The sequence below is a fragment of the Pradoshia sp. Z6_59 genome, assembly GCF_058267515.1.
The window spans coordinates 1-23,468 of the sequence record NZ_JBZCPP010000008.1; the positions used below are offsets into that span (position 1 = coordinate 1).

Annotated in this window: 24 protein-coding genes; all 24 read right to left on the reverse strand. The window is 38.4% G+C overall.

The window, feature by feature from the left end; all coding sequences use genetic code 11:
* Positions 1 to 1,449, reverse strand: a 1,449-nt coding sequence (locus AC4D4B_RS09905; RefSeq protein ID WP_490999848.1) for a proline--tRNA ligase, incomplete at its 3' end; no start/stop codon positions are given.
* Positions 1,450 to 1,538: 89 nt separating this feature from the next.
* Positions 1,539 to 2,798, reverse strand: coding sequence for an RIP metalloprotease RseP (rseP, locus tag AC4D4B_RS09910; RefSeq protein ID WP_490999849.1), 1,260 nt, complete (start codon positions 2,796 to 2,798; stop codon positions 1,539 to 1,541).
* Between the two features lie 17 nt (positions 2,799 to 2,815).
* On the reverse strand, positions 2,816 to 3,958 hold the full coding sequence (dxr, locus tag AC4D4B_RS09915) for a 1-deoxy-D-xylulose-5-phosphate reductoisomerase (RefSeq protein WP_490999850.1): 1,143 nt from the start codon (positions 3,956 to 3,958) through the stop codon (positions 2,816 to 2,818).
* Positions 3,959 to 3,994: 36 nt separating this feature from the next.
* Positions 3,995 to 4,786: a phosphatidate cytidylyltransferase gene (locus AC4D4B_RS09920; RefSeq protein WP_490999893.1), complete on the reverse strand. Its 792-nt coding sequence runs from the start codon at positions 4,784 to 4,786 to the stop codon at positions 3,995 to 3,997.
* 22 nt (positions 4,787 to 4,808) lie between these two features.
* Positions 4,809 to 5,582, reverse strand: a complete 774-nt coding sequence (gene uppS, locus AC4D4B_RS09925) for an undecaprenyl pyrophosphate synthase (RefSeq protein WP_490995858.1) — start codon at positions 5,580 to 5,582, stop codon at positions 4,809 to 4,811.
* Between the two features lie 272 nt (positions 5,583 to 5,854).
* Positions 5,855 to 6,412, reverse strand: a complete 558-nt coding sequence (gene frr / locus AC4D4B_RS09930) for a ribosome recycling factor (RefSeq protein WP_490995859.1) — start codon at positions 6,410 to 6,412, stop codon at positions 5,855 to 5,857.
* Complete coding sequence (gene pyrH / locus AC4D4B_RS09935; protein ID WP_490995860.1) at positions 6,412 to 7,137, reverse strand: UMP kinase; 726 nt, start codon at positions 7,135 to 7,137, stop codon at positions 6,412 to 6,414. The genes frr and pyrH overlap by 1 nt, the downstream gene beginning before the upstream one ends.
* 152 nt (positions 7,138 to 7,289) lie before the next feature.
* Positions 7,290 to 8,174, reverse strand: a complete 885-nt coding sequence (gene tsf, locus AC4D4B_RS09940; RefSeq protein WP_490995861.1) for a translation elongation factor Ts — start codon at positions 8,172 to 8,174, stop codon at positions 7,290 to 7,292.
* A gap of 131 nt (positions 8,175 to 8,305) precedes the next feature.
* Positions 8,306 to 9,070: a 30S ribosomal protein S2 gene (gene rpsB, locus AC4D4B_RS09945; protein WP_066100370.1), complete on the reverse strand. Its 765-nt coding sequence runs from the start codon at positions 9,068 to 9,070 to the stop codon at positions 8,306 to 8,308.
* Positions 9,071 to 9,225: 155 nt separating this feature from the next.
* A complete protein-coding gene (locus AC4D4B_RS09950) occupies positions 9,226 to 9,765 on the reverse strand; it encodes a hypothetical protein (RefSeq protein WP_490999851.1) in 540 nt (179 codons plus the stop codon).
* Between the two features lie 11 nt (positions 9,766 to 9,776).
* On the reverse strand, positions 9,777 to 10,091 hold the full coding sequence (locus AC4D4B_RS09955; protein WP_490995863.1) for a hypothetical protein: 315 nt from the start codon (positions 10,089 to 10,091) through the stop codon (positions 9,777 to 9,779).
* A gap of 16 nt (positions 10,092 to 10,107) precedes the next feature.
* The gene (locus AC4D4B_RS09960; protein WP_490999852.1) at positions 10,108 to 11,442 is read right to left on the reverse strand and encodes a flagellar assembly protein A; all 1,335 of its coding nucleotides are present in this window, start codon (positions 11,440 to 11,442) and stop codon (positions 10,108 to 10,110) included.
* Between the two features lie 24 nt (positions 11,443 to 11,466).
* The gene (locus tag AC4D4B_RS09965) at positions 11,467 to 12,240 is read right to left on the reverse strand and encodes a FliA/WhiG family RNA polymerase sigma factor (protein ID WP_490999853.1); all 774 of its coding nucleotides are present in this window, start codon (positions 12,238 to 12,240) and stop codon (positions 11,467 to 11,469) included.
* A 108-nt stretch (positions 12,241 to 12,348) separates the two neighbouring features.
* Positions 12,349 to 12,852: a chemotaxis protein CheD gene (locus tag AC4D4B_RS09970; RefSeq protein ID WP_490995866.1), complete on the reverse strand. Its 504-nt coding sequence runs from the start codon at positions 12,850 to 12,852 to the stop codon at positions 12,349 to 12,351.
* Positions 12,849 to 13,487 (reverse strand): chemotaxis protein CheC, encoded by a 639-nt coding sequence (locus AC4D4B_RS09975; protein ID WP_490995867.1) that lies wholly within the window; start codon positions 13,485 to 13,487, stop codon positions 12,849 to 12,851. The genes AC4D4B_RS09970 and AC4D4B_RS09975 overlap by 4 nt, the downstream gene beginning before the upstream one ends.
* A gap of 17 nt (positions 13,488 to 13,504) precedes the next feature.
* Positions 13,505 to 13,966, reverse strand: coding sequence for a chemotaxis protein CheW (locus tag AC4D4B_RS09980; RefSeq protein WP_490995868.1), 462 nt, complete (start codon positions 13,964 to 13,966; stop codon positions 13,505 to 13,507).
* Positions 13,967 to 13,995: 29 nt separating this feature from the next.
* Positions 13,996 to 16,038, reverse strand: a complete 2,043-nt coding sequence (locus AC4D4B_RS09985; RefSeq protein WP_490999854.1) for a chemotaxis protein CheW — start codon at positions 16,036 to 16,038, stop codon at positions 13,996 to 13,998.
* 12 nt (positions 16,039 to 16,050) lie between these two features.
* Entirely contained in the window at positions 16,051 to 17,148 is a 1,098-nt protein-coding gene (locus AC4D4B_RS09990) for a protein-glutamate methylesterase/protein-glutamine glutaminase (protein WP_490995870.1), read from the reverse strand.
* A 3-nt stretch (positions 17,149 to 17,151) separates the two neighbouring features.
* Positions 17,152 to 18,015, reverse strand: coding sequence for a MinD/ParA family protein (locus tag AC4D4B_RS09995; RefSeq protein WP_490995871.1), 864 nt, complete (start codon positions 18,013 to 18,015; stop codon positions 17,152 to 17,154).
* Positions 18,008 to 19,180, reverse strand: coding sequence for a flagellar biosynthesis GTPase FlhF (gene flhF, locus AC4D4B_RS10000; protein WP_490995872.1), 1,173 nt, complete (start codon positions 19,178 to 19,180; stop codon positions 18,008 to 18,010). The genes AC4D4B_RS09995 and flhF overlap by 8 nt, the downstream gene beginning before the upstream one ends.
* Positions 19,177 to 21,213, reverse strand: coding sequence for a flagellar biosynthesis protein FlhA (flhA, locus tag AC4D4B_RS10005; protein WP_490995873.1), 2,037 nt, complete (start codon positions 21,211 to 21,213; stop codon positions 19,177 to 19,179). Before flhA ends, flhF begins: the two co-directional genes overlap by 4 nt.
* Positions 21,214 to 21,319: 106 nt before the next feature.
* On the reverse strand, positions 21,320 to 22,402 hold the full coding sequence (gene flhB / locus AC4D4B_RS10010; protein WP_490995874.1) for a flagellar biosynthesis protein FlhB: 1,083 nt from the start codon (positions 22,400 to 22,402) through the stop codon (positions 21,320 to 21,322).
* Between the two features lies 1 nt (position 22,403).
* Positions 22,404 to 23,180 (reverse strand): flagellar biosynthetic protein FliR, encoded by a 777-nt coding sequence (gene fliR / locus AC4D4B_RS10015; RefSeq protein ID WP_490995875.1) that lies wholly within the window; start codon positions 23,178 to 23,180, stop codon positions 22,404 to 22,406.
* A gap of 3 nt (positions 23,181 to 23,183) precedes the next feature.
* Positions 23,184 to 23,453: a flagellar biosynthesis protein FliQ gene (gene fliQ, locus AC4D4B_RS10020; protein WP_490995876.1), complete on the reverse strand. Its 270-nt coding sequence runs from the start codon at positions 23,451 to 23,453 to the stop codon at positions 23,184 to 23,186.
* Positions 23,454 to 23,468: the final 15 nt, after the last annotated feature.

Genomic DNA, 23,468 nt, shown 5'->3' on the forward strand with positions numbered 1-23,468 from the left:
GTCCTTCATATTAACCGGGATAAGATGCACTTGATATGGAGCTATATTAACAGGCCACATCAAGCCTTTTTCATCATTAAATTGCTCAGCAATCGCCGCGACTGTTCTGGATACCCCTATTCCATAGCAACCCATAATCATCGGCTGACTGCGACCATTTTCATCCAAGTACGTACCGTTCATTGCTTCACTGTAACGTGTCCCCAATTTAAATACATGGCCCACTTCTATACCTTTAGCAAATTGAATGGTCCCTTCACCGTCTGGAGAAGCGTCGCCTTCCTGTATAAAACGAAGATCCTCATATTTCACATTCTTGAAATCGCGCTCAGGATTTACATGAATATAATGTACCCCTTCTTCGTTAGCTCCACAAACTGCATTTTCCAAGACCTCAACCGCGGAATCAGCAATAATCGTTACACGGTCTCCATCCACTCCAATTGGTCCAATTGAACCAACGGCACAATTCAATACATCTTTAGTCTCTTCCGGACTAGCAGGTTCAACGATTGTGGCATTAAAGATATTTTTCAGTTTAATATCATTTAATTCATGGTCCCCTCTAACCATTACAAGCACGAACTGACCATCCACTTTCCATAGCAGCGATTTAATACACTTATCCGCAGATGTATTTAAATAGCTTGAAACTTCTTCGATTGTTTTTTGATCTGGTGTTGATACTTTAGTCAATTCTTTAAGCTCTTCGCCTGTTTTTACAGCCTTGTTAATAACTGGTGCCATTTCAATATTAGCTGCAAAGTCAGATGAGTCCGAATAAGCGATTGTGTCCTCACCTATATCAGAAAGCACCATAAATTCATGTGTATCTTTCCCACCCATGGCTCCTGAATCTGCAATGACCGCTCTAAAATCAAGGCCACAGCGTGAAAAAATATTAGAGTATGCAGTGAAGATACGATCATACACTTCATCCAGGCTTTCCTGGCTGGAATGGAATGAATACGCATCCTTCATAATAAATTCACGTCCGCGGAGCAAGCCAAAACGAGGACGCTTTTCATCGCGGAATTTTGTTTGAATCTGATAAAGAGTTAATGGCAAACGTTTATATGATTTAACCTCATCACGAAGTAAGCTTGTAATTACTTCTTCATGAGTTGGTCCCATTGCAAACTCACGATTATGGCGGTCTTTCATTCTCATCATTTCAGGACCATAGGAATACCATCTGCCGGATTCCTGCCAAAGCTCAGCCTGTTGTAGTGCTGGCATTAATAATTCTACCGCTCCAGCGCGTTCCATTTCTTCTCGAATGATTTTTTCAACGTTTTGGATTACTTTTAAACCAAGTGGAAGATAACTATATATTCCACTCGCGTTTTGGCGCATAAATCCGGCACGAAGCAATAATTGATGACTTTTTACTTCAGCGTCTGACGGCACCTCTCTTAATGTTGGAATCATCGTCATACTTTGTCTCATATCTATTCACCTTTCTATCCTTATCACTTTACTATATGTATAGCAGGAGCTTATTACCTTTTTAGCCCCTGCTATGGTTGAATCCTATTTTAAAAGAAAAATCGCTGTATATCATTCCAGGTGACGACGATCATTAATAGCATCAATAAGGCGAATCCAATAAAATGGAACATACCTTCCTTCTGCTTATCAACCGGTTTACCTCTAATTGCTTCAATTGCAAAGAATAACAGCCTTCCTCCATCCAATGCGGGCAGCGGCAATAAGTTCATGATCCCAAGGTTAATACTTAAGACCCCAGCCCATTTTATCAAGTAAAAAATACCCGATTTTGCCACTTCTTCCGTGGAAACATATATACCCACAGGACCTGATAGCGCATCAATGGAGAATCCTCCTGTGATTAAATCACCGAGTACAATGAAAATTTGTTTAGTCCATAAATACGTTTCCGTAAATCCATATCCGATCGCTTTGATAAAGGATTTTTCCGTCGGAGCATAGACCCCTATGATTCCCCGTTTGCCGACTGAATCATCCACCAATTTAGGTGTGACACTTATCTCCTTTTTCTGGCCATCACGTTCAACCTCAAAAGTCAGTTCATTATTGGCATTCTTTTGAATGGTTGATTGAATATCACTCCATGAATCAACTTTTTCACCATTAATGGAGTGTACGACATCTCCCGCCTTAAGTCCAGAGCTAATAGCAGGTCCATCTTCTGTCAGTTTGCCAAGCTTCGGCTCATCGACCACAACACCTTGGGCAATTCCAATAATCATGAATAACACAGCTGCTAAAACAAAATTCATCATCGGTCCGGCAAAGATGGCCATCGCTCTTTGCGGTAATGTTTTTGAATTAAACTGGCGGTCATATGGTGCAATTTGAAGTTCAAGGCCATCCTCTACCATTACCGCTTTTGGATGAACCTTAAAGGTTTGGATTGTTTCATCATTTCCATCTTCATATCCACGAATGATTAACTGATGATCCAGATCTGCTTGTTCCACCTCAATAATTCTTGCTTCAGGATATTTATCCTTGTTCGTGACAATGATTTTGTTAATTTCCTGATTTTCATTAAACAGTACCCCGATACGATAGCCTGGTTTTAACTCTACTGTTTCTGCGTCTTCACCAGCCATCCGCACAAAGCCTCCAAGCGGAAGTAAGCGAATGGTATAGACCGTTTCATTCTTTTTTATGGTGAAGATTTTCGGACCCATTCCGATGGCAAACTCTCGACAGAGTATACCAGCTCTTTTTGCAAAGATTAAGTGGCCTAATTCATGAAAAAACACTAATCCTCCAAAAATAAGTATAAACGCTAATATTGTTTCCACTTAATCGACCATCCCTTTTAATATAGTGACTCGATATACCTTCTTGTCTCCTGATCGACTTCCTGTATAGTCTCGAGTTCAGGTTTTTTGATTAACTGATGACGCTCCATAGCTTTTTCCACCAGTGCCTCAATTTCCAAGAATGGAATCTTGCCCTGTAAGAACAATTCAACCGCCACTTCATTGGCTGCATTTAAAACAGTCGGCATCGATCCGCCAATTCTTCCAGCATTATAAGCGTATTGTAAACATGGATAGCGGTCAAAGTCCATCTTTTTAAAATGTAAAGTTGCCGCTTCTGCTAAATTAAGTCTCTTTGAAGAGATAAGCGGTAACCGATCCGGATATGAAAGAGCATATTGGATAGGCACACGCATATCCGGGGTACCAAGCTGTGCCATCACACTTGAATCGTGAAATTCCACCATGGAATGGATAATGCTTTCCTGGTGCAATAGGACATCAATTTGTTCATATGGCAAATTAAACAGCCAATGGGCTTCAATCACTTCAAGTCCCTTATTCATCATTGTGGCAGAATCTATGGTTATTTTTGCGCCCATGGACCAATTTGGATGATTGAGTGCATCTTCTACCGTAACATTCTTTAACTCATCTCTTGTTCGGTCTCTGAAGCTTCCTCCGGATGCTGTGATAATCAAGCGTTCTATATTTTTAGCCTTTTCACCCTGTAATGCCTGGAATATAGCAGAATGCTCACTGTCAACCGGCAGTATAGGTGTTTGATACTTCTTCACAGCCTCCATAACTAAATGTCCAGCTGTCACCAATGTTTCCTTATTAGCAAGGGCAATTTGTTTACCGGCTTCCATCGCCTGCATAGTGGGAATTAAGCCAATGCTTCCCATAACAGCATTCACTACAATATCTCCGTTTACATAAGTAGCTGCTTCTATTAAGCCGTCATGTCCGTATACAATTTTCCTACCCGGATATTCCGTCTTCAGTCTTTCCGCATCTTCTTTTAACTGTACACAAATCAGTTCGGGCTGGAATTCCTGAATAATTTTTCGAATTCCATCCACATTTCTTCCGCCTGAAACGGCAGTTAATTTAAATTCCTCTGGATGATTGCGTACAATATCTATCGTTTGCATACCGATAGACCCTGTAGCCCCTAATAAATTGATACTTTTCAAGCTAAAGCTCCTCCCCTGGCAGTTGTATAGTTACGTTTAAAAAATGAAGAAGTGCAAAATGGGAAGAATAAAAATAAAACTATCAAATCTGTCCAAAATTCCTCCATGTCCCGGTAAGATATTTCCGGAATCCTTAACACCATAATGCCTTTTATATGCAGATTGTACAAGATCACCCAACTGCCCGAAAATCGAAATTAATAATGCCATTATAATCAGCTTACTTATATTGTAGTCCAAATTAGAGAGAAAATAGAACAGAATTGCAACAACTAATGCACTTCCAACTCCACCAAGGAATCCTTCTATTGTTTTATTTGGGCTGATTTCCGGCCAAAGCTTTCGTTTTCCTATAGATCGCCCTACAAAATAGGCACCTGAATCAGTAACCCATATCGTAATTAACACAAATAGTATCGTTAAAAGGCCATTCTCACCATCTCTTGTCCCAAAAAAGTAATAAAAAGATATACCTATGTATAGAGAAGACAACAGCAGAAAAGCCGCATCATCAAACGTAAAAGCATTTTTGGAGATCACCGTAATAATCAATAACAAAAATGCAATGATAATCACTATATCCATTTTATCGTATTGAATCATATCAAAAAAATGGCTGTATCGATCCGGTATCAATAGAATCCATACTAATAAAAACGATAGTAATGTGGATATCGTCATTAGTGGCATTTTCTTCATCTTAATTAGTTCATATAATCCAATTGTCGCCATCGCATAGATTAAAATAAGAAATGGAATATTTCCATAAATTAATATCGGTAAAAATAATGCAATTGCGACTATCGCAGTAATGATTCTTTGTTTCATTCTAAAATCCCTGCCTTCCTCATTATACGCCGCCGTATCTTCTCGATCTGCCTTGGAATTCTTCAATCGCATTGAGCAATTCATGATCATTAAAGTCCGGCCACAATACATCTGTAAAATAAAACTCCGTATAGGCTAATTGCCATAACATAAAGTTGCTCAGTCGAATTTCACCGCTCGTTCGGATTAATAAATCCGGATCCATCAGCTGATTGGTCATCAAATACTCAGAGAATCGTTCTTCTGTCAAATCGCTTTCTTCGAGGCGACCATCTTTCATATCAGCTGCGGCTTTTTTTACACCTTCGAGGATTTCTGCGCGGCTGCCATAATTAAGGGCAAAATTTAAAATAAGACCATCATTATCTTTAGTTTGGTCTAATGCTGTAGTAACTGCATTGACAGTATGTAAAGGCAGTCTCTTTTGATCACCCATAATTTGTACCTTAACGTTTTCTTCCATCAATTCAGGCAAAAACGTCCCTAGAAATTCTTCGGGTAATTTTAACAAATAATCTACTTCATCCTTGGGACGTTTCCAATTCTCAGTTGAAAAGGCATAAACCGTTAACACCTTCACTCCTAATTCATTAGCTAATTTCGTCGTTTTACGTACCACCTTCATACCTTCATGATGTCCCGCTACTCTTGGCAATGCCCTTTTTCTCGCCCACCGGCCATTCCCATCCATAATAATCGCTATATGTTCTGGTATTTTATTTTGTTTTACCTTTTCTATTCTTTCTGGTATAGAGTACTGTTTTCCTTTTTTCTTAACTATTTTCCATCCAAACATTGTTTTTCCTCCAAAAGGAATTAATCTTCCCTGCTTATGTATATTTAATTATTTAGCTTTTGTACAAATTCCATAACCTATCATACCACATTTAATTGTCACAAACATTTCTGTTTGTATGTTTGTTTCCCTGGCAGTTCTATGGATTTCTAACAGTTAATCTTTTTAGACGCATTGTATGATTTTGTTAATATATAATTTCGTCACCTAAATACATACTGGGGCGTAACAAAAAAGCCCCTTTAGATAAAAGGGGCTTTATGATATAAAAATCAAACTTCCATGATTTCCTTTTCTTTATCTTTAGCAAGAGCATCGATTTTCGCGATATGATCGTCCGTCATTTTTTGAACGTCATCAGAATATCCACGAAGTGCATCCTCTGTAATTTCCCCGTTTTTCTCTAGCTTTTTAAGGTCATCATTACCATCACGGCGAACATTACGAATCGCAACTTTTGCTTCTTCAGCTTCCTTCTTCACTTGTTTAACAAGGTCACGACGACGTTCTTCAGTTAGTGCAGGAACACTTAAACGAATAATATTACCATCGTTCACTGGGTTTAGACCAAGATCAGACTTCAGAATTGCTTTTTCAATATCACCAAGAATGGTTTTGTCATAAGGTGTAATAACCAGCATACGAGCTTCCGGAACACTGATTGATCCAAGCTGATTTACAGGTGTAGGTGCCCCATAATAATTAACAGTCAATCTGTCTAAAAGGGATGCACTAGCACGACCTGCACGGATAGAGGCTAATTCTCTGGAGAATGCCTGAATCCCTTTATTCATCTTTTCCTTCGTATTTTCTATAACTTGTTTTGCCATTATTCTTTCCCCCTAACAATAGTACCTATAGTTTCACCCATAACGGCACGTTTAATATTTCCTTCTTCCATTATTGAGAAGACAATTAGTGGAATGTCGTTATCCATACATAAAGATGATGCTGTGGAGTCCATTACGGATAAACCATCCTTAATTAAATCTAGATAAGAAAGTTTATCATATTTTACAGCACTGCTATCTAATACAGGATCTGCACTATAGACACCATCAACATTATTTTTACCCATAAGAATGACATCTGCTTCTATTTCGGCAGCCCGTAAAGCTGCTGTCGTATCTGTAGAGAAATACGGATTTCCAGTACCTGCAGCAAAGATAACCACACGTGTTTTCTCTAAATGGCGGATTGCTCTGCGACGGATATAAGGCTCAGCCACTTGTCTCATTTCGATAGATGTTTGGACACGTGTCTCAATCCCTTGTTGTTCCAAACTATCCTGAAGAGCAAGTGAATTCATAACTGTTGCAAGCATTCCCATATAATCGGCAGTTGCACGGTCCATTCCTAGTTCACTGCCTGTTTTGCCACGCCAAATATTTCCGCCGCCAACCACTACTGCGACTTCAACACCAAGCTCCGCAACTTCTTTCACTTGTTTAGCAACTGAAAAAATGATGGTAGGGTCAATTCCAAAACCCTGAGTACCGGCAAGTGCCTCTCCACTTAACTTTAATACAACTCTTTTATACTTTACGCTGCTCATAGTAACCTCCACCGTCATTAGTTATCGATCTATTGCAAGCTTTAATAGTCGATATCCTCATCTAATAATCTGTTTATTTTAAGGAAATGTATTCTTGAAAAATAGGGAACACAACGTGTCCCCTATTTTTATGCTATACACATGTAATTAGATTAGTCTTTTTTAATTTGGCTCATTACTTCTTCAGCGAAGTTATCTTGTTTCTTCTCGATACCTTCTCCTACTTCGTAACGTACAAACTCAACGATTGTAGCGCCGTTAGCTTGTACAAATTGACCAACTTTTTGATCTGGATTTTTAACGAAAGTTTGGTCCATTACACAAATTTCTTCAAAGTATTTTCCTAGACGGCCTTCAACCATTTTTGCAACGATTTTTTCAGGTTTTCCTTCGTTCAATGCTTGTTGTGTTAGAACTTGACGCTCATGTTCAACTTCTTCAGCAGTAACTTGGTCACGTGATACGTATTTAGGGTTTAAAGCAGCGATGTGCATAGAAACGTCTTTCGCAACCGCTTCATCAGTTGTACCTTCAACAATTGTTAATACGCTGATACGTCCGCCTTGGTGGATGTAAGCTCCGAAAGCTCCGTTTTCAGGTTTTGCTTTGATTTCAAAACGACGAAGAGTGATGCGCTCACCAATTTTTGCAATTGCAGCATTGATGTGGTCAGCAACAGTTGCACCGTTAGTCATTGTTTGAGTTAAAGCTTCCTCAACATTTGCAGGTGCGTTTGCTAAAAGATGTGCAGCCAATTCTTTTACAAGAGTTTGGAAAGCTTCGTTTTTAGCAACGAAATCTGTTTCAGCATTTACTTCAAGGATAACTGCTTTATCGCCTTCAACAACGATAGAAGTTAAACCTTCAGCAGCAATACGATCGCCTTTTTTAGCCGCTTTCGCGATACCTTTTTCACGAAGGTAATCAATTGCTTTATCCATGTCACCGCTTGTTTCTTGTAGTGCTTTTTTGCAGTCCATCATACCTGCACCAGTTTTTTCACGTAATTCTTTAACCATTTGAGCAGTAATAGCCATTTGGTCTTCCTCCTTTATATCATCCGATAAAATCAGTATGTAGCAGTGTGCGATTCCGTATACACCACTCTATTTTATTTCAAAAAAAGGTGATAAAAGGCACTGTCCTCTTATCACCTTTAAAAAATCAATTAAGCATTTTCAACTGTAGTTGCTTCTTCTGCCTCAACAGTTTCTTCTACTACTGTTTCTTCTGCAACTGGAGCTGTTTCTTCACCTTGTTTACCTTCAAGGATAGCGTCAGCCATTTTACCAGTAAGCAATTTAACAGCACGGATTGCATCATCGTTTGCAGGGATTACATAATCGATTTCATCCGGATCACAGTTTGTATCAACGATACCTACGATTGGAATATTCAATTTATGAGCTTCCGCAACAGCGATACGCTCTTTACGTGGGTCAATGATGAACAATGCATCAGGGATTTGTTTCATATCCTTGATACCGCCCAAGAATTTTTCAAGACGTTCTTGTTCTTTTTTCAATTGAATAACTTCTTTTTTAGGAAGAACTTCGAATGTTCCGTTTTCTTCCATTTTTTCGATTTCTTTAAGACGTGCAATACGTTTTTGAATTGTCACGAAGTTTGTTAATGTACCACCTAACCAACGTTGGTTAACATAGTACATACCAGCACGGCCAGCTTCTTCTTTTACAGAATCTTGAGCTTGCTTTTTAGTACCAACGAAAAGCATAGTACCGCCATCAGCAGCCAAGTCTCTTACGAAGTTGTAAGCTTCTTCTACTTTTTTAACCGTTTTTTGAAGGTCAATAATGTAGATACCATTACGCTCCGTGAAGATATATTTTTTCATTTTTGGGTTCCAACGACGAGTTTGGTGCCCGAAGTGTACACCTGCTTCAAGCAGTTGTTTCATTGAAATTACAGACATGTTTGTTCCTCCTATGTTTTGTTTTTCCTCCGCTTAAATCATTTTCAGGCTGAAACTGTAGGTTTACAGCACGATCAGTCCAAATCCTCAAGCGTGTGTATTAACACCATGTCATAATATAGCATAATCTAAGCATACAATCAAGCCTTTTTACTTTACTTTTGATTTAATTTAAATAAAAGGTCAATTTCTGTTTTGCCACGGCCCATTTTTTTTGCAATTTCCTCAATTGTTCTCCCTTGGTTCTTCATTTTCTGGGCCTCGGCCAATATAGAGATTTGATCTAACTCCCGGTCGATAACATCTGATTCTATTTTTTCTTCCTTCAGATAATCCATAACGGATTGCCGGCTCGTATTTTCGTAAGCATTCAGTGCATGCTTCTGCTTATAGCCATTTGTTACCCCTGTTCTATTTAGATTCATTTTCTCTTCTTCATCAGATAGCTTGCGAGGTCCATCAGCTCCATCAGCACTTTGGATCTTACGACTATTATCCACAAACAACTGTTTAATTTCATCGTTTTCTTCCTTCATTTCGATTATAAACGTATGGATTAGTTCCTCAACTTCTTTTTGATATTCTTTACATTCCTTCTCGAATTGAATAAGACGATTCTGCCTCAAATAAAGGATAACAATTGCTAAAACAGCCACCATATTGACCATGATGCTTACTATGAGTATAAATGTCATTTTGTCTCCTCTTATCCCGAAAAATCTATTCTCTTTCCCTTATAAGGATGGGTTTCTGCTTGCGAAAAGGCAGAATGATTTTTAGTAGATTCATCATTCTGCCGCCGTTTTTCCTGCTGCCGGCCCTTGGAATGATTATTCCAATCAACCGAGCTATTCTTTTCTTGCCTAAGTACTGTTTCATTTTTTGCTCTTGTACTCTTTTTTTCCTGTTCTGATGCATGCTCAACCAGTTGTTGACCACGATTCTGCAATAGCTCCTGGATTTTACCTGCATCCTGCGTTCTGGGTAGTGCAACTTGCAATTCAATCGCTTTTAAACTCATGATTTATTGCCCCCTTTTAGAGCGGATAAACAGATATCTCGTTTCCCTTATCAGTAAATCTCACTGACTGGTAAATTTGATTCAATGGCATACTATATTTACCCATTTTTATATAAAGATTAGGGTAGCATGAACCGTTAATAATTAACTCATCATCGACTTGCAGCTCATACTCTAACATCAATCTCTCTTGCTTAAGTTTTTTCATTTCATCTACTAAGAAATCTTTTGTTTTTCTTTGCTTTTCCAGCAAAAGAGCATCTTTTTTGTCATTCGATAACCTTGTTTTTTCTTCAAGCTTCACAGCTATATACGAAAGTTTCGAGAGTGTTTTTTGCATTTTTTGATATCGTGAATCCAAATCCTGCTTAATCATTTCAATTGCATCATTATTGCCGATATGTATTTCAGTACGTGTATAATGCCAATTTCCCGCATCCATTAGTTCCACTCTCTTGCCAGCCCTTAAAACACCGCCTATTAGATGTCCTTTTTTACAGACAACAGATTTCATGGAAGTTACAAAACTATGGAGAATTGCATGTTGAATAATAATATTTCCGCTTGATATGACATTTGAATAATTTATGTATAAGGCGTATAGATCTCCGCCTGTTCGAATACTGCAATTTTTTTCTCCAGTAATCCCGCCCTTGACAACAACCGAGCCGCCAACAGTAATGTCTGATCCTTCAATGATACCGGAGACTTTTAAATCGCCACCGCACGAAACCGTATAACCAACGGGTATATTCCCTTCAATATACACATTTCCAACAAAATCAATATTGCCTACCTCCAGGCTCAAATCTCCTTTCACTTGAAAAACCGGATTAACCTGTATAGTATGGCCTACTATACTGATTTGTCCGTCAATCGTTGAATATAGACTTGATTCATGTTCAATAACATTGGGTCCCAGTTTATAGACGGCTCTTTTGCCTGGTTTCGGCTTGATTTTATTTCCTAAGAGATCCATTCCAAAATGACCAAAAGTTGGTTGAGATGCAACCGCAATTTTATCTCCTGTAGAGACGGAAGGAATATCCATTACATTTCTGAAGTTAAACGGTTGCTCTTCTGTGTCTATTCCCTTTGTATATTCGAGCTTTATTTCTCCATCCTGGCCGTTTTCAGGTAATTTTCCTTCAGCAATCAATAAAGGAAAAACAACCTGCTCCGTATTCAGTAAATGTACTTTTGTTTCCTTTTTTATACCAAAGATAATCGGTAAAGAAACGAGCCATTCATCTATTTGTCTATCAGAAACCGATTGTACCTCATTCCCTATAGGTAAGATCCAGGCCTTCATTTTATCTTGGGCTATTTCCAGTTTATATGGAAAGTCCATTTTCCCACTCCCAAACCAATAGCTTTAGCGATATATTGTTTTTGCTAATAGCTCTTTTAATTTAAAAAGAGCACGTGAATGTATTTGTGAAATTCTCGAAGTCGATAGCTTCAGAATGTATCCAATCTCTGTAAGAGTCAACTCCTGCCGATAGAATAAGTCCAACACTAGTTGTTCTTTTTCACTTAGCCTATGAATAAGGTCTTCCATCTCTTTGAGCAATTCTTTTTTAACAAGAGCTTCTTCAGGAGATGGCACGCGCTCATCTTTCACTGTATACGATTGTGCTTCCTGATCCGAGTGAGTATCATGCGGCTGTTCATCCATTGATAATATATTGGAAAAGAAATTCTCATTCGTGATTTTGACAACCTCATCCTCTGTAATCCCTAATTCTTCGGCAATTTCAACAGGTGTGATATTACGCATATTCTTCTGTTCTAATGCTTCTATAGTCGAATCGATTAATTTGGCTTTTTCTCTCGTACTTCTTGGCAACCAATCTTCTTTACGCAATCCATCTATAATGGCTCCCCTAATTCGAAAGGACGCATAGGTCTCAAACTTTAAATCACGAGATGGGTCGAATTTTTCTAAGGCATCAAATAGACCCATATTCGCTAAACTTCTTATATCATCTCTATTCACATTTTTAGGCAGGTTCACTGAAATCCGTTGTACATGATAACTGACCAATGGCAAGTATTTTTTTGCCAATATGTCTCCAGCCTGCGCGTCCCGGCCTTCAAGCCATTTATGCCAATACGTCTGTTCTTCACCGGTATTCACTTGAGACATTTTGACCCTCCCTTTAGTTGGTTTATTATGGTAATTAAATTATAACAAAAAACAACAGATGTACATCCGACAAATTTCCCTTAGTTTTGCTCTATACCGAATGAAAACTTAAATAGAGCAGCAACCCTGATTAACCGTACGAATGTGCAATATACATGTAATCGGATTAAATTCAATTGTTCTTCCACTGTTTCCACCAACATCTTCAGCAATTACCTGGATATGATTTTCCATAAGCTGAATTTTCACAGCGTCTACATTTCGCGGTCCGATTCTCATCAAATCACTTCCTGAACTGAATTGAAACATTTGCGCTCCACCTGCAAGTTTTGCCTTGAGCAATTGACTCTTTATTCCCTTATTCTTGAATCGTTTAATAAGCTCTGGTATTGCAGTATCTGCATATTTTGCTTTATTAAATGTTTTCCCTCGGGCAAGTGAGGAATCCGGCAGCATAACATGAACCATTCCTGCTATCTGTTGAGATGGGCAGTAAAGGACAACACCAACACATGATCCAAGACCGGCTGTTCTAATAATGGAACTCTTATAGGCAAAATTCATATCTGCAATTCCAACGCGGATAATTTCCTGTTCGTGATAAGGATTCATTCCATATTCACTCCCAATGTGGAAAAGATTGTATCAAATGATCCAGGATCAGGCAGTAAGAAAAAGTGCCCATTTACATCTTTTTCTTCCTTACTATCAGACTCGGTAAAATCCGTATCAATGATAATCGCATAATCGCCAACTTGAGAAAATTCCAGTAATCCATACCCCAGCAAGGCTCCCACCATATCAATTCCCAGTACAGGAACAGAAGGATATATTTTCATACCAGTAAAATCAGATAAGGCAGATAAATACGAGCCAGATAGAATATTGCCCATTTCTGTCAGGGCAGACAAAGAGATTTCATCATCCAACGAATGATCAAAGGAAAATTGATCGGAACCGGTCATTTGGTTGATAAATCTGGTTGCCTGCGATAAAGAAAGGATAAAATACATATTGCCGGTGATGTCTCCTTCTATTCTCATATAAACACTGGCCACAACATTATCCGCTCCTCCTGCAAGCTCCATTGTTTCATCAAATGTTGCAATTTGTACGGAAGGGACACTCATCATAACAGGTTTGTTCACTAATAGAGATAAAGCAGTCGCGGCATTACCCGCGCCGATATTACCAATTTCCTTTAAGGTATCTAGTTGGAGATGTGTTATGGAGTCGAGATATGACATACCTGCCCGCCTTCTTCCTATATAGGTTGTGTTGTTCCAATTACTTGTAAAATTCGTTCGAGTTTAATTAATATCAACAAACGTTTATCAACCTTCACAACCCCATTTATAAAATCAATCTCCTGCATACCAATAACCTTAGGCTGCGGCTCAATTAAATCAGCTGGAAACTCTAAAACATCCCTGGCTGAATCAACAATCAATCCCACTTCAAACTCATTAAAGGAAATAATGATAATCCTTGATGACTCATCATATTCTTTTCGTTCTAGGCCAAACCGCATTCGAAGGTCAATAATCGGTGTGATCGTCCCTTTAAGATTAATCACTCCCATCACAAAGGGTTCTACACCCGGAACTCTTGTAATAGTTGATACTTTTTCAATAGACATCACATACTCCACAGGTATTGCATATTCTTTATCCACTAACTCAAAGACTATAACTTTCTGCATCTGTCTAGTATCATTGTCAGCCATATAAACTCCTCCTTATCTTACAACCCTGTTTACTTAACAAGAGAATTGCAATCAATAATCAAGGCAACTTGTCCATCCCCGAGAATCGTAGCTCCTGATACAGCGAAGACAGAATTTAAGTAATTACCCAATGATTTTAAAACGATTTCCTGCTGACCAATGAATGAATTGACAACTAACCCGGCCATCTTATCTCCATTGCGCACAATTACTAATGACAAAAAGTCTTCCTCCTCCCGACAAACAGGGATAGAAAGAATCGAATGCAGATACACGAGCGGGATAATCTTACCTCTAAAGTCAATGACATCTTGATTATGCGATCTTAATATATCTTCTTTTTGGACGATATACGTTTCAATTATGGAAGATAGCGGAATCGCGTACTTTTCATCCTGAACTTCAACTAGCATGACTGATATGATTGATAAGGTAAGTGGTAATTTCACAGAAAAAATAGATCCATATCCGAGGCGTGAATTAATAGATACACTTCCGCCAAGAGATTCGATGGTATTTTTCACAACATCCAAGCCAACCCCCCTGCCTGATATATCCGAAATTTCCTTAGCTGTGGAAAAACCCGAAGCGAAAAGAAGCTCGTTTTTTTGTCGTTCTGTCATGATTTCAGCTTGTTCTTCAGTAATAATTCCTTTATCCACTGCTTTTGTTACAACAACATCTGTGTTAATACCAGCGCCATCATCTTCTATTTCTATAAAAACGTGGTTTCCACTATGATAAGCCTTCAGGATGACTGTACCCTCTTTAGGCTTGCCCTTTTCCCGTCTTGCTTCCGGTGTTTCAATACCATGGTCCAGAGCGTTTCGTAAAAGATGCAGCAGAGGATCACCAATTTCGTCAATAACAGTCCGGTCTAGCTCCGTTTCCGCACCAATAATTTCAAGGCGGATGTGTTTATTTAGATTGCGTGCAAGCTGCCTGACCATACGCGGAAAGCGATTAAAAACTGTTTCTACTGGTACCATCCTCATATTTAGGATTATGGTTTGCATATCACCGGAAATTCTTGTCATACGTTCAACTGTTTCAAACAGCTCTGCATTTTTTAAATCCTTCGAAATTTGTTCGAGTCTTCCGCGGTCAATCACTAACTCTTCAAATAGATTCATTAATATGTCAAGGCGCTCAATATTGACCCGTATCGTCTTGCCAGGAGCCGCCGCAGTAGTAACAGAAGAAGCTTTTTCTTCTTCCTTACCCTTTATTACCTGCTTTGCTGAATTCACCTGTAGCTGATTCCCATCTTCCATATCCTTCGCGACTTTATATTCCTGATCCGCAGATGTCTTATTCGGTACCGGCGAAACTCGTACAGATTCAATCTCTGATACTTTTAATATTCTCTGTTCGATATCTATTGCAGATTGTTTTGATAGAATCGTTGCCGTAAACTCCTGCCCAAAATCTTCTTCCTCAAGAACATCAACGGAAGGAACCGATTTAATTACTTCTCCCAGTTCGGCAAAAATTTCATAAACCATAAAAACACGGACTGCCTTTAAGATACAATCATCATTTAAAATCACCTTAACAGAGTAAGCTTTAAAGCCTTGGTCGACTGATTGTTCCATAACCGCCCATTCGTATTCGTCATAAAATCCCGAGCTGGCTTCAATTTCTGCGGGAGCACCGGAATGTTCTTTATCTGCAGAACTTTTCATAACAATTTGACCTGCTACGATGTTTTCTAACTTCTCTATTGTTAAAGAGACATCTCTTTTTCCATTTCCACCTTCTGCTATCGATAAAACCATTGCTTCCAAATCATCAACAGCTAAAAATACAATGTCTAAAATGTCGGCATTAACGTTTATTCGCTGATTTCGAATCTCATCCAACACATTTTCCATTTGATGAGTTAATCGTGCTAAATCATCAAAACCCATCGTCGCAGACATTCCTTTTAATGTATGGGCTGACCTAAAAATTTCTTGCACAATCATGAGATCATCAGGTTTTTTTTCGAGCTCCAATAGTTGTTCATTACAAGCTTGTAAGTGTTCCTTGCTTTCTTCTATAAAAACCTCTAAATATTGATCTAAATCCATGCTCATTCCTCTTCACCTCTCACCCTTACAAATTTCATTCAATGCTCCAGCTATATGATCTAGAAGAATGATTTCATCCACCAATCCTGTTGCGATTGCCGCTTTTGGCATACCATAGACCACACAAGTTTCTTCAGATTCAGCAATCACTCTGGATTTTTTAAACTTTCTTAAATTCATAATTCCCTTTGTACCATCTGATCCCATACCCGTCATAATAACAGCTATACATTCGTATATAGGGGGCAGTTCGGAAACCGAATCAAACAAGACATCCACTGATGGGCGATGGCCATTAACGGTTTGAGTTTTATCCAATTTGGCAATCAACACACCAGCTTGAATTGAAGCTTTCAAATGAAATCCCCCAGGTGCAATATAGGCGGTTCCATCACATAAATTTTCTCCCTCTTCAGCTTCCTTCACAGTTATCTCTGACAACTCATTTAGTCTCTCAGCCAGGTGTTTTGTAAATCCTTCCGGCATATGTTGTACAATGAGAATAGGTGCCTTAACCTCTTTATTAAGTAATGGCAATACGGTATACAGGGCTCGCGGTCCTCCAGTCGAGGTACCGATACAAATAATTTTTTTTAAGGAAACATCCGGTTTACTTCCATTAACATTTTCAGTCAGATTCAGTTCCCGTGAATTTTCAGCTAAGGTCGGCACATTCATCAGGCGATTATTTTGGTCAAACACGCCCATATTTACCTTGGCAGCTTCCTTCACTTTCTGGATCATTTGACTCTTAATTCTGTGTAAATCCTGTGAAAATGAACCAGAGGGCTTTTCGATAAAATTGACTGCACCAAGCTTCATGCTTTCCATAATCATATCTACACCTGATCTGTTAGTACCCGAAAGCATAACCACGGGCATTGGACTTTTTTCCATGATTACCTGCAATGTCGTTATACCGTCCATTACAGGCATTTCTATATCCAGTGTAATGACATCAGGTTTCAGCTTTTCCATTTTCAAAAGCCCATCTGCTCCATTTCTAGCAATGCCCACCACTTCAATTTGTTCATCTTCTTGTAAAAATTCAGTTATCAACTTTCTCATAAAAGGTGAATCTTCAATGATTAAAACTTTAATAGTAGCCAAATCTTAAGCCTGCCTTTCGAAAAGAAAATTCTTCATCTTTTTCATAAACGAAGCAGGTGAATTGCCCTCTTTACCCACGCTTCCCATATACTGAGCAATGATTTTTTTTAGTGCTTCACTAGATGGAGCCCGAGAATTCAAGAGGATAAATGGAATTTGTCTTATGACTGCTTTTTGTACCGTTTTATCATCTGGCAAAATCCCAAGCGCCAAGACGTCTTTATGTAAAAACTGTTGCGCAGCTCTCGTTAAACGTAAAATGACCTCATTGCCTTCTTTCCGGCTTGAAGCCCGGTTACAGAGAAGATAGAACGGTGCATCTGTTCTGCTAACAAGATATTTCATCATGGAATAAGCATCCGTTATTGCCGTTGGCTCTGGTGTTGTAATATAAATCAATTCATTTGCGGAAACGATAAATTGCAAGGATTGTTCTGATATTCCCGCACCCATATCCAAAATAATATAATCATATTCTTCCAGAATGCTTTGAAATTGCTGGCTAAAGTGAGCAAATTGTTTTTGATCCAATTTAAAAAAATCTGTTAAACCTGTACCCCCGGGAATATAATGGATTCCTTCAGGCCCAGCAGAAATAGCCATCCTTAGAGGGATCCCCTCATTAAAATGATCTGCTATTGTATATCTGCCCGTTTGACCAATTAAGATATTGATGTTTCCCATCCCTACATCAATGTCTATGATTAATACTTTTTTATTTTGTCTAGCTAGTCCAATTGAAAAATTTAATGAAAAATTGGATTTACCGACCCCGCCTTTTCCACTTACAACTGCAATTACTTTGGCAGATGGCTCTTCTTTTTTATTTTGTATTCTTTGTCGGAGCAGTTCCGCTTGGTCATGCATACAAATGACCTCCACATACCATTTTGACAATTTTGTCCGGGGTGGCAGCAATAATATCATCAGGAACATCCTGTCCATTTGTCATATAACTAACAGGAACATGATGTTTAAGAATAAAATTCACAATGGAGCCATGATAGGCAGTTTCATCTAATTTGGTAAATATAGCTCCGTGTATGGGTATAATGGAAAACTGGTTATAGATTGCTGTCATATCAATCTCTTTGGATGTAGCGGAAAGGACAAGATATGTCTCCATATCGATATCAAAATCAATTAGCCCTTTAAGTTCCTCAACAAATTCCTGATTTCGAAAGTTTCTGCCTGCTGTATCGATAAACACATGATCGTAATGAGCAAAACGCTCAGCAGCTTGTTTAAAATCCTCACTGTTATACGCCACTTCAACTGGCACTCTCAATATCTCTGCATATGTTTTCAATTGTTCAATAGCTGCGATTCGATAGGTATCTGTCGTGATGAACGCAATTTTTTTATTATGCTTAATCACATATTCAGCTGCAATTTTTGCAATTGTAGTGGTTTTCCCAACTCCAGTTGGACCCACAATATTTATATATTTTCTCTTAAATAATTGCTCACCATTAACGGCAAAATTCTTTAATTGTTCAAGTAAGTAGATATGAACCAACTCTGATAGGTCTGCTTTAGTCATTTCAGCAGACCTTTGATTAGTTCTCCATTTTCCCAAAAGATAATCCATCAGTTTTTCGATTATATGCTTATCCAACTCCATTACAACAAGCTGCTGATGTAATTCTCTTAATGGATCTGGAAAGTGATTGTATTTGGATTCTAGTGATAACATTTGTTTCATATCGTGTAATTCTTTAAGTATTTCACTAGATGGGTTTCCGATATCTTTTTTTGTTGAATTAGCAAATTGAACAGGTTGTTCGGTCGGTTCTTTTTTTATAGATGGAATCGTTTCTTTATTTACCTTCGTGAATATTGTTTTTTTACTATCCACTGAATCGCTATCCATTGCGGCAATCACTTCAAATGTTTTCTTTTTAAATAAACCAAGAAAACCATTGCTATTAACTACTTTTGAATTTAATATAACAGCATCATTTCCAAATTCCGCACGTATTTTACTCATCACTTCTTGCATGGATATCCCTGTAAACTTCTTCACATTCATTCAGCATTCACCACCCCTACACTTTGTACCTCTACATTTGCTTCCAATTCGTTATACGATAAAACCGGAAGCTGCGGGAAATATCTCTCTGTCAGCTGGCGCACATACATCCTTACAGCTGGTGAACATAACAATACAGGTGCTTGATCAAGCAAGGCATGTTCCTCCAGCTTTCCAGCTACTGATTCAAGAATTTTTTGTGAGTCAGTCGGATCTAGTGATAGATAATTACCTTGTTCCGTCTGTTGAACACTGTCGGCAATGATTTTTTCAACTCTTCCAGAAAGAGTTAACACTTTTAAATTATCACCCGTGACATATTGGTTCGTGATTTGACGGGCAAGTGCCTGTCTGACATATTCCGCTAATATGTCAGTATCATTTGTCATCCTCCCAAAATCGGCTAATGTTTCAAAAATAACTGGTAAATTCCTAATGGAGACTTTTTCTCTCAATAATTTAGCCAGTACCTTTTGTATATCACCCACTGATAAAGGATTAGGCGTAACTTCTTCTATTAAAATTGGAGCAGACTCTCTGAGATGCTCAATTAATTGTTTTGTTTCCTGACGTCCAATCAAATCAGCTGCATTTGTTTTAATGACTTCAGTAATATGAGTGGAAACAACTGATGGTGGATCCACAACGGTATAGCCTAGCATCTCAGCATATTCCTTCGTCTCTTCCGTAATCCACTTGGCCGGCAAGCCGAAGGATGGTTCTATCGTATCGATTCCTTCAATAGAATCATCATCCATCCCTGGAGCCATCGCTAAATAGTGATCTAACAAAAGCTCACCCCTGGCCATTTCAGCACCTTTAATTTTCAGCCTGTATTCATTAGGCTTAAGCTGTATATTATCTCTTATTCTCACTACAGGTATAACAAGCCCCAATTCAATAGCGAGCTGCCTGCGAATCATAACCACCCTGTCCAAAAGGTCTCCGCCCTGATTAGCATCCGCCAATGGAATTAACCCATAACCGAATTCAAACTCAATCGGGTCAATACTGAGAAGACTAATGACGCTCTCAGGACTTTTCATTTCTTCCGCTTCTACGGTATCATCTGGTTCCAGTGCAGAAACAATAGTTTCTTTCTGCTGAATAGAAGTAGCCTTATAAGCCCCTAAAGCTAATAAGCCAGAAATAAATAATGTTAGAAAATTATTGATCGGTGTAAAAAGCCCTAATAACAGAATAGTTCCGGCAGCAATATACAGCATTTGTGGATAAGCAAAAAGCTGAGATGTAATATCAGAAGCAAGATTGCCATCTGATGCAGCTCTAGTCACGATAATACCTGTCGCAGTTGAGATCAGTAAGGCTGGCACCTGACTGACAATCCCGTCCCCTACAGATAAAAGTGAAAATTTCACAGCCGCTTCACCAAATGATAAATCCATTTGCATAACACCGATAATCATTCCGAATATCAGGTTAATTAAGACAATGATAATACTGGCTATGGCATCACCTTTAACAAATTTGCTGGCACCATCCATCGAACCAAAAAAATCAGCTTCTCTCGATACCTTATCACGTCTGGTTCTTGCCTCTTGCTCAGAAATCATTCCGGCATTTAAATCAGCATCAATACTCATTTGTTTACCCGGCATTGCATCAAGAGTAAATCGGGCTGCCACCTCTGCTACACGTTCAGCCCCTTTTGTGATGACAATGAATTGAATAATGATTAAGATCAGGAAAACGACCAACCCAACGATAACTTGACCGCCAACTACAAAGTCACCGAATACATGAACGACTCCACCGGCATCACCGTGTGTCAGGATTGCTCTAGTAGTAGAAATATTAAGGCCGAGTCTAAATAACGTGAGGAGCAACAGTAAGGAAGGGAAAATAGAAAATTGCAAAGGTTCCTGTGTATTCATTGAAGTCAACAATACTAATAAGGCAAGAGATATATTGACCATGATTAAAAAACTTATTAACCATGTTGGTATAGGGATAATTAACATGGCTACAATCATTATGACGGCTATTAAAACTGATAAATCTCTTGCTCGCATACTACTTCTCTCCTAACGGGTAATTAAATAGAACGTGAATCTATCAATATCTTAGATTAATTATGTTAACGATAACCAAAGGCAATAAATGAGATCAGCGTTTTTACTATGACTTGCCTTTCAGTTTATAGACATACGCAAGAATCTCAGCCACCCCTTTGTAAAACTCTTCAGGGATTGCCTGTCCGATATCTGCCTGGTTATACAATGCTCTTGCTAATGGTCTGTTTTCCATCATCGGAATATCATTTTCTTTAGCGACAAGCTTTATTTTCTGAGCAACAAAATCCAGCCCTTTTCCAACTACATATGGTGCGTCCAGCTGATTTTCGTCATATTTTAAAGCAATCGCATAGTGGGTCGGATTCGTAATGACTACATCAGCTTTTGGTATTTCCTGCATCATTCTCGACATGGCCATTTCTCTTTGTTTTTGCTTGATTCGAGACTTTATTATCGGATCTCCTTCGATTGTTTTATACTCTTGTTTAATTTCCTGTTTGGACATTCGAATGCTCTTTTCAAAATCGAACCGTTGATAAAGATAATCTAACAGGGCTAAAAACAATAAAGCTCCCGAAGCAAACAAACCGGTTTTGACTGTAATATCTGCAAGTGTAATTAAGGATGCCCCCATCGTTTTAGTTGAAAGCATCATAATTTCATCCAACCGCGACCAAATAGCATAAAAGGTTACGACTCCAATAACCGTAATCTTTAATATAGATTTGAGCATTTCAACAAGTGCTCTCATCGAAAAAATCCGCTTAAACCCTTTTATTGGATCAATTTTTTCAAGCTTAAATTGGATGGTTTCAGTTGAAAACATCGCTCCTACCTGCGCAAAATTAGCGATGATTCCTGCTATAAAAGCCGCTATCATAATAGGTCCCAAGATAATTGCCATTTGTTTAAGAAGTTCAATAAACATTAAATATAAATCCGCTTCTGAATATGAGAAGGTAGCAGATAGATTGATTGGATACTTAAAAATAGCTAGTAATCTATCTTTTAAAAAACCACCTGCTATATATAAAATGAGAAATACCCCTAACAAAACAACTGCTGTATTGATATCCTGACTTTTGGCAACCTGCCCTTTTTTCCTCGCATCCTGTTTCTTTTTAGGAGTTGCCTTCTCTGTTTTCTCCCCCGAAAAAAATTGCAAATCAAGTTTTAGTAGGCCCATTCTAACTTCCTCCAAGCAGATGCATAAGCGAACGCATTCCATCCAATGTTGTATTCAAAAGTCCTTTTACCAGAAGTAAGATGGTTCCCATCGTAATGGTTAACAAAATTAAACTGACAAATATTTTGATTGGAAAGCCAATAACAAATATATTCATTTGCGGCACCGTTCTCGCTACAATACCTAGTGCTATATCTACCAAAAACAAACTTCCGACAATCGGGATTGACATTTGAAAAGCAATGATAAATGATTGTGTAAAAAATTGAATCATCAATGTCAGGATTTGCTCGTTTCCAAATGGAAGAAAATCTGTTGACAACGGGATGAATTCATAGCTGTAAAAAATTCCGTCCAATAACAAATGGTGTCCGTCAATCGCCAGCAAAAAAAGAAGTGCAAATGTATATAGATATTGACCCATTAGTGGACTTTGAACCCCTGTCTGCGGATCAATGACATTAGCCATTGAAAAGCCCATTTGAAAATCAATGAATCCTCCTGCTGTTTGAACAGCTGAGAACATCATATACGCAAAAAAGCCAATCATTAATCCGACTAGGGCTTCTTTTAACACTAATAAAAGATATAGGCTGTCAATTTCAAAGCCTGGAGAAGATACCGTATAATACATAATCCAGGCAAGCAGCGCACTGATCCCCAGGCGATGCTGAGCAGGAATAGTTCTATATGAAAAGATAGGCATTGTAATAAAAAATGATGCGAGACGTACAAAAATCAATAAGTATACACTAAATTTGGGAACAATCTCTTCCATACCCTATCCTACAAACTTCGTTAAATTATTAAAAATGTCAGCCGTGTAAGAAAGCATTTTACTCAGCATCCATGGCCCAAAAAATACAATGCCCAACAAAACAGCGACTATTTTCGGAATAAAAGCCAAAGTTTGCTCCTGAATTTGTGTAGTCGCCTGAAAAATACTGACAATTAAACCGATCCCAAGAGCTAGAATCAGTAAGGGAGCACTTATGATCAATACGGCATAAATCCCCTTTTCCGCCAACGAAATTACTGCTTCTGATGTCATCTTTCTCTCACCTGC